Annotated in this window: 8 protein-coding genes and 1 pseudogene; 6 read left to right on the forward strand and 3 right to left on the reverse strand. The window is 74.4% G+C overall.

Annotated elements, in window-relative coordinates:
• The first annotated feature begins 41 nt into the window (after positions 1 to 41).
• The 4 genes and pseudogenes from ACH495_RS31225 to ACH495_RS31240 all read left to right on the forward strand — a co-directional run bounded on the left by ACH495_RS31225 (position 42) and on the right by ACH495_RS31240 (position 2361).
• Complete coding sequence (locus tag ACH495_RS31225) at positions 42 to 1277, forward strand: ricin-type beta-trefoil lectin domain protein (RefSeq protein ID WP_396861309.1); 1236 nt, start codon at positions 42 to 44, stop codon at positions 1275 to 1277.
• Between the two features lie 14 nt (positions 1278 to 1291).
• Positions 1292 to 1447: pseudogene (locus ACH495_RS31230) on the forward strand (XRE family transcriptional regulator); the annotation flags it as partial.
• A 117-nt stretch (positions 1448 to 1564) separates the two neighbouring features.
• On the forward strand, positions 1565 to 1759 hold the full coding sequence (locus tag ACH495_RS31235) for a DUF397 domain-containing protein (RefSeq protein WP_396861310.1): 195 nt from the start codon (positions 1565 to 1567) through the stop codon (positions 1757 to 1759).
• Positions 1760 to 1764: 5 nt separating this feature from the next.
• Positions 1765 to 2361 (forward strand): GNAT family N-acetyltransferase, encoded by a 597-nt coding sequence (locus ACH495_RS31240; RefSeq protein WP_396861311.1) that lies wholly within the window; start codon positions 1765 to 1767, stop codon positions 2359 to 2361.
• 323 nt (positions 2362 to 2684) lie between these two features.
• On the opposite strand, the gene ACH495_RS31245 is transcribed toward ACH495_RS31240, so the two are convergent.
• The gene (locus ACH495_RS31245) at positions 2685 to 8465 is read right to left on the reverse strand and encodes a TIR domain-containing protein (RefSeq protein WP_396861312.1); all 5781 of its coding nucleotides are present in this window, start codon (positions 8463 to 8465) and stop codon (positions 2685 to 2687) included.
• A gap of 9 nt (positions 8466 to 8474) precedes the next feature.
• Here ACH495_RS31245 and ACH495_RS31250 point away from each other — a divergent pair, with 9 nt between their 5' ends.
• The gene (locus tag ACH495_RS31250) at positions 8475 to 9806 is read left to right on the forward strand and encodes an SLC13 family permease (protein ID WP_396861313.1); all 1332 of its coding nucleotides are present in this window, start codon (positions 8475 to 8477) and stop codon (positions 9804 to 9806) included.
• A 176-nt stretch (positions 9807 to 9982) separates the two neighbouring features.
• On the opposite strand, the gene ACH495_RS31255 is transcribed toward ACH495_RS31250, so the two are convergent.
• Complete coding sequence (locus tag ACH495_RS31255; protein WP_396861314.1) at positions 9983 to 10417, reverse strand: hypothetical protein; 435 nt, start codon at positions 10415 to 10417, stop codon at positions 9983 to 9985.
• Positions 10410 to 11720: a molybdopterin-dependent oxidoreductase gene (locus ACH495_RS31260; RefSeq protein WP_396861315.1), complete on the reverse strand. Its 1311-nt coding sequence runs from the start codon at positions 11718 to 11720 to the stop codon at positions 10410 to 10412. The genes ACH495_RS31255 and ACH495_RS31260 overlap by 8 nt, the downstream gene beginning before the upstream one ends.
• A 189-nt stretch (positions 11721 to 11909) precedes the next feature.
• On the opposite strand from ACH495_RS31260, the gene ACH495_RS31265 reads away from it, so the two are divergent.
• A complete protein-coding gene (locus ACH495_RS31265; RefSeq protein WP_396861316.1) occupies positions 11910 to 12980 on the forward strand; it encodes an NAD-dependent epimerase/dehydratase family protein in 1071 nt (356 codons plus the stop codon).
• The last annotated feature ends 181 nt before the right edge of the window (positions 12981 to 13161 follow it).

Consider the following 13161-nt stretch of genomic DNA (forward strand, 5'->3'; position numbering starts at 1 on the left):
CGCCCGGACGGTAGCGGACCCACCACCGCAGGAGGCACCCCGTGCGCAGCATCCGTACCGTCGCCGTCCTGGCGATGGCGGCGGTCGGCCTCACCGCCGCCCTCACCACCGTCCCGAGCACCCCGGCCGTGGCCGCCCCCGGCGCGGTCACCTGGTCCGACGACTTCACCGGCCCGGCCGGCGCCGCCCCCGACGCGAGCAAATGGCGCTACGACATCGGCGGCGGCGGTTGGGGCAACAACGAGTTGCAGTACTACACGAACAGCACCCGCAACGCCGCGCTCGACGGCAACGGCAACCTCGTCATCACCGCCCGCAAGGAGAACCCGGCCGGCTACGGCTGCTGGTACGGAAGCTGCCAGTACACCTCGGCCCGGCTGCTCACCAACGGCACGTTCGCCCAGGCGTACGGCCGGTTCGAGGCGCGCATCAAGATCCCCCGCGGGCAGGGGCTGTGGCCGGCGTTCTGGATGCTCGGCAACGACATCGGCAGCAACCCGTGGCCCAACAGTGGCGAGATCGACATCATGGAGAACGTCGGCTACGCCCCGTCCACGGTGTGGGGCACGCTGCACGGACCGGGCTACTCCGGTGCCAACGGCATCGGCGCGTCCACCTCGCTGCCGGGCGGCCAGGCGCTCGCCGACGCGTTCCACACGTTCGCCGTCGACTGGGCGCCCGACTCGATCACCTGGTACCTCGACGGCGTGGCGTACTCCCGCAAGACGCCGGCCGACGCGGGCGGCAACCGCTGGGTCTTCGACCATCCGTTCTTCATGATCATGAACGTGGCGGTCGGCGGCAACTGGCCCGGCTCGCCGGACGGCTCCACCACGTTCCCGCAGACCATGACCGTCGACTACGTCCGCGTGCAGGCCTGGGACACCGGCGGCGGGGGCACCGGCGGGCCGATCGTCGGATACGGCAACAAGTGCGTCGACGTGGCGAGCGCGAACACCGCGAACGGCACGCCCGTGCAACTCTGGACCTGCAACGGCACCGCCGCCCAGCGCTGGACCTGGAACGCGGACGGTTCGGTGCGCGCGCTCGGCAAGTGCCTCGACGTGGCCTCCGGGTCGACCGCCAACGGCGCCAAGGTGCAGCTCTACGACTGCAACGGCTCCGGCGCGCAGAAGTGGGTGTTCAGCGCCGCCGGCGACATCGTGAACCCGCAGGCCAACAAGTGCCTGGACGCCACCGGTCCCAGCTCGGCCGACGGCACCCGGCTGCAGATCTGGGAGTGCGGCGGCACCGCCAACCAGAAGTGGCGGCGCTGACCTGCCGGTGAGCCGACGCCGCCGAACTGTGGCCGGACGTGCTCAAACGCCGCGAGCCCGCCTGGTTCCGCCCCTGGGCCGACATCGAACGCGAGGCGACGGCACTGCGCTGGGACGAGTCCGCCGTACTGCCCGGGCTAGTTGGACCATCTCATCGAGCTCGCCGGACGCGACCAAGCGGCCGGCCGGATCCAGAATGACGTTGCGGTGCTATAGGCGGTCTGGGATACCGTGAGGCCCGTTTCGCTGCCGCGGGATTAGACCATCGACTTCCTGAGAGCACGAACGTGGATGACCTGATCGGTGCGCGATGGCGCACCAGCACTCGGAGCAGTTCCAATGGCGGCGCCTGTGTCGAGGTGGCCGACAACCTGGCCATCGTGGTCGGCGTGCGTGACTCCAAGGATCCCAGCGGTCCCGTCCTCGTCTTCGCGCCACCGGCGTGGCGGGCGTTCGTCGCCCACCTGGCGCCCCGGCGCTGACGCCGATGAGTGGGTTCGCGCCGGAGCCCATAGCCACCGCGCGGCTCCTCCTGCTGCCGCTGTCCGTCGCGCATGCCGAGGAGATGGCCGCCGTGCTCGCCGACCCGGCGCTGCACACCTTCATCGGCGGCGAGCCCGCGACCCCGGCGGCGCTGCGCGCCCGCTACGAACGGCTGGTCGCCGGATCGCCCGACCCGACGGAGTCGTGGTGCAACTGGGTGATCCAGCTCCGCGCCGACGGGGGGCTGGCCGGGTTCGTCCAGGCCACCGTCACCGGGTCCGACCGCCCGCCCCGGCACGCGGCCACGGCGGGCGCGCGGGCGGTCGGGCACCGGCACCTCGACGAGGCAGAGCCCGTGCCCGTCGGAACGGTCGCGGAGATCGCCTGGGTGGTGGGCACGCCCTGGCAGGGACGTGGGATCGCCACCGAGGCCGCCCGCGGCATGACCGGCTGGCTGGGGCGACGCGGTGTGCGTACCCTCGTGGCCCACATCCATCCCGACCACCGTGCGTCGGCGGCGGTGGCCAGTGCGTGCGGCCTGGCCCCCACCGACGGGTGGCACGACGGCGAGATCCGCTGGACCGGACCGGCCGGCCCATGAATCGACGCTGACTGTGAGTGGGGTGGGATGGCTTCCGTCGTTGATCGCCCCCCACCCCCTCGGTGCCCCATCAGGCCTGTGGGTGGAACGCCATGGGTGTGTCAGGGGTCCCGTAGACACCCATGGCGTTCCACCCAGGCGCCACCCTGCCCGGGAGTGGAACAGCATGGGTGCGTCAGGGCGCGGTAGACACCCAGGGTGTTCCACCCGACTTCCGGACGACCCGCTACGGAGATCAACAACGCCGTCAACCTCATGATCATGGCATCGGAGGCGGGGTACCGATCTGTGAGTGGGGCCAGCGGTGGGCGCCCCTGAGGGGGTCAGAAGGGGGCGTCCACGGGGAGGCGGCGGACCTGGGTGAGGTAGGGGTCCAGTTCGCCGACCTCGAAGCGGCAGGTGCCGATGACGTGCCAGAACTGGCCGCCCGGGTCGCCGTCCAGCTTGTAGCGGCCGTCCGGGCTGACCGCCGCCCAGCCGTCCGGCAGGCCGATCAGCGTGGTCCGTAGCTGGGCGTGCTCCGGGTCCGCCACGTCCCACAGCCGGACCGTGCCGTCGTCGCCGGCGCTGGCCAGGAGGCTGCTGTCCGGGCTGAAGTGCACCGACCAGACCCGCCGGGTGTGCGCGGCCAGGGTGCCGTGCAGCCGCCCGGTGCCCGGGTCCCAGAGCCGGATCACCAGGTCGTCGCCGGCGGTGGCGAGCAGGTTGCCGTCCGGGCTGAACGCGCACGACCAGAGCCGACCGGTGTGCTCGGTGAGCACGGCGCGCCGCTCACCGGTGAGCGCGTCCCAGATCACCGCCGTGCCGTCGTTGCCGGCGCTGGCCAGCAGCGTCCCCTCGCTGTTGAAGCCGATCGAGTAGACCCGGTCGGTGTGGTGCTCCAGGGTCAGCCGGCAGGTGGCGGTGGCGGCGTCCCAGAGCCGGACCATCTGGTCGTCGCAGCCGGTGGCGATGGTCTCGCCGTCGGGGCTGAACGCCACCGTGCGCACCCGGCCCCGGTGCGGGGTGAGCGTGGCGAAGTGCCGGCCGGTACGGCGGTACCACAGGCGTACGGTGTCGTCGTCGTTCGCGGTCGCGAGCGCGTCGCCGTCCGGGCTGAACGCGACCGCCCAGACGTGGTCGGTGTCCACGTTGAGCTCCCGCTCGTCCGCGCCCGTGTCGGTGTTCCACAGGTGCACGCCGCCGTCGCCGCTGGGCGTGGCGACCAGCGGCTCGTCCGGGCAGAAGACCACCGAGAGCAGGCGGTCGGCGGGGGTGGCGAGCTGCCCCAGCAGGCGGCCGGTACGCGGCTCCCAGAGCCGGACCACGCCGTCGTTGCCGCAGGCGGCCAGCACCTCCCCGTCGGCGCGGAAGGAGAGCGCGGTGACCCGCCGGCCGTGCCCGCGCAGCGTGTGCTGGAGCTGCCCGCTGCGGACGTCCCACAGCCGGGTGGTGCCATCGTTGCTGCTGGTCGCCACCTGGTTCTGGTCCGGCCGCCAGACCACCGGCCAGACCGAACCACGGTGCCGGGTCAGCTCGTGCCGCACCTGGCCGTCGTCGGTGTCCCAGAGCTGGATCGCGCCGTCGCTGGCGGCGGTGGCGAGCAGGCTGCCGTCGCCGTTGAACCGGACGCTGTAGATCGCGCCGCGCTGCCGGCCCAGCACCCGGACCGGCCGGCCGGTCTCGGTCTCCCACAGCCGCAGCGCGCCGTGCGTGTCGCCGGTGGCCATCAGCGTGCCGTCGGGGCTGATGTCCAGCGCGTACACGTCGGCCTCGTGGCCGCGCGGCTGGCGCAGCACCTCGCCGTCGGTGGCCCGGCGGACCCACACCCGGCCGTGCTGCCCGACGGCCGCCAGCAGCCGGCCGTCCGGCGAGTGCACCACCCGGTAGACCACCTCCGGCTCCCGCACCTCGAACGCGAGCCGGCCGGTGTGGATGTCCCAGCCGCGGACCGCGCCGGCGCTGTCCACCACCACGACCCGCCGGCCGTCCGGGCTGAACGAGGTGCCCCAGATCGGCGCGTCGTGCCCCGGCCACTCGTGGCGCAGCCGCGCGGTGCGGGTGTCGAAGAGCCGGACCACGCCCGCCGCGTCGCCGACCACCAGCCGGCCCCGGCGCCCGTCGGTGAGCAGCGGCCACACCCAGCCCGCGAAGACGTCCTCGATGACGTGCCGCACGTCGCCGTGGTCGGCGTCCCACAGCCGTACGGTCAGGTCGGCCGCCCCGGTGACGAGCTGGTGCGAGGCGGCGTCGTAGCGGACCGCGTAGACCCGGGACCGGTGCCCCTGGAGCGTGCGCACCGGCAGCCCGGTGGCCGTGTCGCAGAGCAGCACGCCACCGTCGTCGCTGCCGACGGCCAGCACCGCGCCGTCCGGGCTGTACGCGACCGGCACCGGCAGCCGGCCCACCTCGAAGCCGTACCCGACGCCCACCGCGGGCGGGGCCAGGCCGGGTGACACCGGGCGGCCCGGCGCGACGACCGCGCCGCGCAGCTCCGGCGCGCGCAGCAACGCCGGGTCGGCGTTGACGTCGATCAACGCGGTCCGGTGCCAGCTGCTGCCGGCGATCCGCGCGCCACGCAGGTCGGCCCGGAACAGCCGGGCGCCGGCCAGCTCCGCGCCCCGCAGGTCCGCCCCGGCGAGGCGGGCCTGATCCAGGCGCGCGCCGCGCAGCCGGGCGTGCTCCAGCCGCGCCTCGGTCAGGTTCGTCGCCACCAGCCGGGTGTCGGTGAGGTCCGCGCCGGTCAGGTCGGCGCCGGCGAGTTCCCGGTGCGACAGGTCCTCGCCGCGCAGCACCGCGCCGCGCAGGTCCGCCCGGTCGGGCAGGCGCAGCCGGGCACTGAGCCGCAGCGCGTTCGCGCGCAGCGTCTCGCCGGCCGACTCGTCGCCGAGCACCCGGGCCGTCCACGCGGTGCAGCGGGCCGGGTCGGCGAGGTCGCCGAGGAACTCCACGGCCAGCGCGGACAGCGACCGCACCGCCAGCGCGGCCGGCTCCTCGCCCCGGTTGAGCTGCTCGGCTACCCCCTCGGCGACCAACCACTCCATGACCGAGGTGTGGATGAAGCCGAACAGCCCGTCGTCGGTGCGGACCAGCAGGCTGCCCGCGCCGACCGCGTGCGCGGCCTGCGGCCCGGACAGTCGCGACTCGGCCCGCCCGGCGAGCTGGCCGGTGGCCTCGGTCAGCTCGGCCAGCCGCAGGTAGGACTCGCCGCTCTCCCAGAGCTGGAACGCCAGCCGGCTCACCGCCTGCCACAGCTCCGGCCGGCGCAGGCTGACCGGGGCGCCCGGGATGCCCTGGGTGCGGCGCTCCTCGAAGTCCAGCCAGGACTCCAGGATCTCCCGGTAGAGCGCGGCGGCGCTGAACGTGCCGCCGGCGCCGGCCACCGCGGCGAGCCGGCCCTCGTCCAGGTTGGCGATGAAGCCGAGCATGCGCGGGTTGCGGGAGAGGCCGAGCAGGTCCTTGACGCCGGCCAGCAGGCTCATCCGCTCGCGGGCGGCGGCCTCGTCGCCGCCGTAGCGGTGGCGCAGGAACGCCTCGATCTGGCCGGGGGTGAAGTCCTCCACCGCCAGCACCCGGCGGTGCGGCAGCAGGCCGACCCGCTCGCCCAACGCGGTCAGCACCTGCGAGTTGGTCTTGAAATGCTGGGTCCGGCTGCTCACCACGATCTTCGCGGCGCCCTCGGCGGCCTGGAGCAGCGTCTCCAGGTGGTCGGCCGCCCGGTCGTAGGTCACCCGGGCCACCAGCTCGTCGAACCCGTCGAACAGCAGCACGATCCGGCCCTGCCGCAGCATGTACCGGAACGCCTTGAGGTCGATCACCTGCTCGCCGTGGTTGGCCAGGTGCGCGGCGACCAGCCCGTCGACCGAGTGCGCCTTGTCCAGCGCGCGCAGCTCCACCAGGATCGGGATCAGGTCCGGCGCGGCGGTGGGTAGCCGCCGGGCCACCTCGCGCAGCGCGAACGTCTTGCCCCGGCCGAAGTCGCCGAGCACCAGCACGAACCGGCCGTCCGGCGCGGAGACGGTCTCCAGCAGCTCGTCCACCACGTCGTCGCGGACCCGCTGGTCGGCGCCGACCAGGTGACGGTAGCGCTGCGGCACGTACTGCCCGGGCGGGTAGAGCCGGTCGGCCTGGAGCCGGGCGGTCTGCGCGGCGACGTAGTCGCGCAGGTCGAGCAGGCCCTGGAACTCGGTCAGGTGCAGCACGCGTACGCCGCGCCGCTGCGCCTCCTCGGCCAGCCCGCGCGGCACCCGGTCGCCGTCGTAGACCAACTCGGAGGGAATGTCGGGGTCGGTGGCGTGCACCCGGCGGGCGAACCGGTCGACGTCGGCCGGCGCCGGGGTGCCCACGTGCGCGCCGACCCGCTGCTGCCGGACCACCCCGTCGGAACGGTAGCTGACGTACAGGTGCGGCGGGTCGCCGTCGACGCGGCGCACCACCACCCGGTCGTAGCGGGCCTCGCACACCTCGGCGAGCCGGTCCAGCAGCCGCTCCACCGGCGCCGCCGGCGTCACCGCCGCGACCGCCGCCTCGCCCTGGGTGGCGCCCTCCACCCCGGTGGGCCGCCTCGGGTCGGGCACCTGGGCCGGGCCGGCCGCGCCGAACGTGGCCTCGGCCCGGGGCCAGCTCACCGCCGTCGACTCGCCGACGTCCAGGCGGTCGTCGCGGCCCAGCACCCAGCGGGTCAGCCCGTCCGCGCCGAGCCGCAGCACCTGCGCCCGGCCGTCACGCGGGGCGGCGGCCAGCGGCACCACCGGGTCGGCCCGACCGGTCGGCGCGGCGTCGGAGATCAGCAGGTTGAGCATCGGACCGACCAGCCGGTTGACCGAGCCGCGGTCGCGCAGCGACACCCGGTCCGGCGGGGCCTCGTCGGCGTACGGGCTGCGCGGGCCCGGGGCGTGCGCCATCGCGCCCAGCCGCAGCCAGCCGGACTGCTGGTAGTGGCGCAGCCGCTGGGCGAACCAGCTCGACTGGGCCTCGCCGAGGAAGCCGTAACGGTCCTCCTCGCGGTGCGTGATGGCGATGGTGGAGTTCAGCCCGGCCACCACCACCCGCAGGTCGGGGATCGGGAACAGCGTCCAGGGCTGTTCGCTGTCGAAGATCCGGTCGTCGAGGCCCTGGTAGAGGTCGTCGAAGAGGCGCGCGTAGTGCCGCCACTTGGGCCAGTAGGGCGGCTGCGGGTCGACGTCGTCGGCCTCGCAGGTGGCGAAGTACGCCCGGCAGGCGGCCATCGTCACGTCCCGCGGGCCGGGCACCACCACGAGCCGGTGCGGTTCCAGGCCGAGCAGCACCCGCAGCCCGGTGAGGAAGCTCAACGCGTCGGAGAACTCGCGCGGGGTGCCCGACTCGGTCAGGTTGCCGGCCACCACCAGCAGGTCGGGTCGGGGCACCCCGTCGTTCATAAGCAGCGTCAGGTCACCCATCAGGTGCTCCTGCACCTCGCCGGGGGTGACCGGGGCGCCGGGGTCGAGCACGCCACGACCGAAGCGCGGCCCGGCCACCTGGAGCACCGTGACGGTGTCGCGGGCCGTCGGCGACGCCACCGCGGCCGGCGGGAACGGCGGCGGGTTGATCGGGGTACGCCGGGGGCGGCGCTGCGCGGGCGCCCCGGCGGCGGTCGCCGCGAGCAGCCCGGCCGGGTCGTCCGGGTGGTGCGGGAACGCCGGCTGGCGCATCGGCTTGGCCCGACCGTCGAGCGCCTCCCGGATCCGGTTCAGCACCCGGTCGCGCGCCTGCGTCGGGTCGTCCACCCCGACCAGGTCGACGTAGGTGATGGTGGCGAGCAGGCCGTCGATCGGGCAGTCCTCGACCCGGACCGTGACCAGCTTGTTGCCGGTCCCGTCCGGGTCGGCCCGCAGCGCGGCCTGCCACTCCAGCTTGCCGTACGTGGAGTGCAGGTAGCGTTCGGAGAGCACCGCGACCACCACCTCGGCCTCGCGTACCCCACGGTCCATGAAGTCGATGAAGTTGGTGCCGGCCACGAAGTCCCACGCCTGGATCATGGTGCGGTAGCCGGCGGTCTCGAACTCCCACGCCAGCCACGTCGCCCAGCGTTCGTCCGCCGGCGAGTAGCTGATGAAGAAGTCGATGGGGCGGTCGGACCGGGTGGGGTGCGCGCCTACAGCCACGTGGTCATTATGACCACCGACGGTCAACAGATCGACACCCTCGGGCAGCTCGGCGTCGGACGGCGTCGGGCCGGACCGGCGCGGGCGGGTGTGCGAGGATCGTCGTTCGTGGAGACCGTCGGCGAGCCGCCGTCCGCCGCGCCGGACCGATCCCGCGGGCCCCGGCTGCACGTGCTGGACTGGATCGCGATCGCGCTGGCCGTGGTCGGCGTGCTCTGCGTGCTCACCGGCCTGCTCCCCCGCGCCGACGCCGAGGCCACCGTACGCCGGATCGTGCCCATCCTGATCTTCCTCGGCACGGTGGTGGTGCTGGCCGAGCTGACCGCGGTGGCCGGCGTGTTCGACGCGCTCGCCGCCCGGGTGGCGATCACCGCGCGGGGCAGCTTCCGGGCGCTGTTCTGGCTCTGCGTCGGCTTCGCCTCGGTCACCACCATCGCGCTCAACCTGGACACCACAGCGGTGCTGCTCACGCCGGTGATGATCGCGCTGGCCCGGACGCTGGGTGTGCCGCCGACGCCGCTGGCCATGACCACGGTCTGGCTGGCCAACACCGCCAGCCTGCTGCTGCCCGTGTCCAACCTGACGAACATCCTGGCCAGCGGCCGGATCGGGTTGGGCCCGGTGCCCTGGGCGGCCCGGATGTGGTGGCCCCAACTGGTCGCCATCGCGATCACCATGCTGCTGCTGTGGTGGTGGTACTGGCGGCCGGCCCGCGCCGGGGCCGACCCGTTCGCCCCGCCACCGCCGTACGTGCCGCCGGACCGGCTGCTCTTCCGCACCGCGCTGGTCGCCTGCCTGCTCTTCGTCGGCGGCGTTCTGGCCGGCGTCGAGATCGGCGTCGCCTCCGGGGTGGCCGCCGCGATCCTGGTGGCCGGCTTCGCGGCGCGGGCCCGCCACCGGCTGCGGCCGGCGCTGGTGCCGTGGCGGCTGCTGGTGTTCGTCACCGGGTTGTTCCTGGTGGTGCAGACCATCGGCCGGCACGGCCTGGACAGTGTGATGGGCGCGCTGATCGGCGCCGATCCGGGCGCGGAGGGCGCGCTGCGGGCGGGTGCGGTCGGCGCGTTGTTCAGCAACGCGGTCAACAACCTGCCCGCGTACGTGGCCGGTGAGGCGGTGATCGCCGCCGACCGGCACACCCAACTGCTGGCGCTGCTGGTCGGCACGAACGTCGGCCCGCTGGCCACGCCGTGGGCGTCGCTGGCCACGCTGATCTGGTACGAACGCTGCCGGGCCGCCGGCGTGGCGGTGCCGCTGGGGCGGTTCGTGGCGACCAGCGCCGTGCTGGCCGCTCTCGCCACGGCGGCCACGGTGGCCGCGCTGCTGGTCGGCCCCGGCGCCTGACCCGTCCCGCCGCTGACCGGTCAGTCCCGACAGGGAGGCATGACGGTGGGTAACGACCGGGAAGAGTGCATGGGTTGGCAGCGATATACCTCCGAGGCATAAATATGCCCCTGGGGTATATCACGCAACCGGACTACCCCGAGGAGGCGCGACACGCCGGTCAGGGCGTCGGGAGGTCAGGGCTCGCGGTGGCGCAGTCGGCGGACCGCGTAGAGCAGCGCGCTCGCGGCGAACAGCACGGCGCTGACCGCCAGCCAGCGGCCGAGCAGCGGTTCGGGTGTCAGCCCGGTGGCCGCCGCATAGGTGCCGTCACCGAGCCCGAGTACGCCGGGCAGATAGACCAGCAGCAGAAGCCCCGAGCCGAGCGCCGGGACCCGCACGTGGTTGCGCAGCGACCGGCCGGTGTGCCGCAGCAGCCGGTCGACCATGGCGTACGCCGGGAACAGGACCAGGTCGTGGGCGACCACCGCGCCGAGGAACCAGAGCAGCATCCGGCCCGCGGTCGGCTCACCGGCCAGCCGCAGCGCGACCCAGCCGGTCACCGCGAAGCAGCCGACCAGGAGCGCCAGGTGCCACCACGCCGCGCCGTACGCCCGCCGGAACTCAGCCATCGAACACGATCTCCTCGACCCACTTGGTGCAGTGCACACCGGGCAGCGCCGGCACGATGATCCGGGCCGGGAAGCCGTGGTCGGGGCTCAGGTCGACACCGTTGACCCGCAGCGCCAGCAACGCGTCCCGGTCGGCGACCTGGCCGCCGTGCAGGGTGGCCCGGCTGAACAGCCCGCCGCGTTCCAGCGAGCGGACCCGCGCCGCGGCGGGATCCGCGGCGCCGACCAACGCGGCGAGGTCGCGAAGGCGTACCCCGGTCCAGGTCTGCGACGTGGACCAGCCCTCCACGCAGGCGATCGGCAGCGTGGCGGTGTGCTGCGGCAGCGCGAGCAGCCGGTCGCGGTCGAGCGTCTCCGTCCGGTCGCCGGCGCGCAGCGTCAGCCGCCAGCCCGACCCGGTCCGGTCCGGCGTGACACCGGCCGCGGCGGCGGTGCGGTTGACCGGGAACCCGGTCGGCCCGTCGCCGACCCGCCGGCCGCGCGGCAGCAGCAGCGCGGTGCCCCGCAGCGCGTCCACGCCCTGCCCCACGGTCAGCGCGGCCAGCAGCAGCGCGCCGCCGCCGGCCAGCGCCAGCACGCCGCGACGGCTCATCGTCGCCGGGCCGGGGCGTCGGGCCACCAGGCCGTCCGGGTCCGCCGGCTCCGGCCGGGTCCGTGCCACCGGGGTACGCGCGAAGCCCGGCCCACGCAGCGCGGTCACCAGCCGGGGCAGCTTGACCGCCACGTGCACCACCAGCGCCACCGTGAAGATCCAGGCGCCGTACCAGTGCGCGGTGTAGAAGTCGAAGCCGAACAGGTACGCGTACTGCACGTTGAGCAGGCCGGTCGCGCTCTGGAACAGGATGCCGCCGACCAGCAGCAGCAACGACAGCCGCTCCAGCACCTGCGCGGCGGAACGGGCCGGCGGCCAGGCGAACAGCTTCGGCACCACCGACCAGAGCTTGGCCAGCACCACCGGCACCAGCACGATCCCGAGCGTCACGTGCAGTCCCTGGGTGACCCGGAACAGCCACGCCGGCCGGGTCGGCCAGTCGAACACCGGCGGGTGCAGCCACCCCACGTCCCGGGGGAACGCCTGGTCGAAGCGGGGGCCGTAGGCGATCCAGTCGAGCAGCCCGGTGACGATCACCAGCGGCAGGGTGGCCAGCAGCACGGCGCCGAGCACGGCGGTCAGCCACGGTCCGCGTACCGGGCTGCGCCAGGCCCGGTCGACCGCGTCGACGCCCGGTGGACGGCGCCGGTCCAGGGCCCGCCAGAACCGGGCCGGCGCGGCGTACCCCGGCGGTGGGACGTCGGTGGGCACGGCACCTCCTTCGGCGGCAGGGCCGACCGGACGGCCGGCGCTTCCGGGATGGGACGCTAGACGCCGTCGACGACCGGCGACGGCGTTTGCCGCATTACCGAAGCCTTACCGCCGTCATCCCTTACGGACCGCTGACGTCCGACGTGAACCGGCCACCGGCCCGACCCCGGTCGCCTAGCGTGGGCCGGTATGCGGGTACTTGTCACCGGCGCGGCCGGCTTCATCGGATCGCAGATCGCCGACCTGCTGGCGGCCGAGGGCCACGAGCCGGTCTGCCTGGACGCCCTGCTGCCCCAGGCGCACGGCGGCGCGCTGCCGGAATGGTCCCGGCGGCACCACCCGACGATCGGTGACGTCCGCGACGCCGGGCTGCTGGACCGGCTGCTGTCCGGCGTGGACGCGGTCTGCCACCAGGCGGCCATGGTCGGGCACGGGCTCGACCCGTCGGACGCGCCGGACTACGCCGCGCACAACGACCTCGGCACGGCGCAGCTGCTGGCCGCCATGCACCGGGCCGGGGTGCGCCGGCTGGTGCTGGCCAGCTCGATGGTGGTCTACGGCGAGGGGCGGTACACCTGCGCCCGGCACGGCGTGGTGCGTCCCGCCGCCCGCCGGGCCGCCGACCTGGCCGCCGGCCGCTACGACCCGACGTGCCCCGGCTGCGGTGACCCGCTCACCCCGGCGCTGGTGCCCGAGGACGCGCCGTTGGAGCCGCGCAGCACGTACGCGGCCAGCAAGCTCGCCCAGGAGCACTACGCCGCGGCGTGGGCCCGGCAGACCGGCGGCGGCGTGTGGGCGCTGCGCTACCACAACGTGTACGGCCCCCGGATGCCCCGCGACACCCCGTACGCCGGGGTGGCCTCGCTGTTCCGTTCCGCGTTGGCCGCCGGTCGCGCACCCGTGGTGCTGGAGGACGGCCGGCAGCGGCGGGACTTCGTGCACGTCACCGATGTGGCCCGGGCGAACCTGCTGGCGCTGGCCGCGCCGCCGCCGGCGGGCCTGGTGCCGGTGAACGTCTGCTCCGGCGAGCCGCATACGGTGGGCGACCTGGCCACCGCGCTGGCGGAGGCCATGGACGGCCCCGAACCGGAGATCGCGGGTGGCGCGCGGGCGGCCGACGTCCGGCACGTGGTGGCCGACCCGGCCCGCGCCCGTGACCTGCTCGGCTACACCGCGCGGGTCACCTTCACCGCAGGCGTCACCGCCTTCGCCACCGACCCCCTCCGCGCCCCCGCCACCCTCTCCCCCCAACCCGCCTAGCCCGCCGCCCGCCCCTCCTCGGGCCGCCCGCCCCTCCTCGGGCCGCAGTTTCACGGAAAGAGTGGCAATACCGCCTGCGACAGCCCCTCTTTCCGTGAGCTTGTCTCATCCTGTTTGTGCTGGTCGGGGGGTCTTGACGTGGTGGTGTGAGGTGTTTTCTGGCTGGTCGGTGGGGTGTTGA

Origin of the sequence: Micromonospora sp. NPDC018662 (assembly GCF_044391475.1) — a bacterium.
Taxonomy (GTDB): Bacteria; Actinomycetota; Actinomycetes; order Mycobacteriales; family Micromonosporaceae; genus Micromonospora.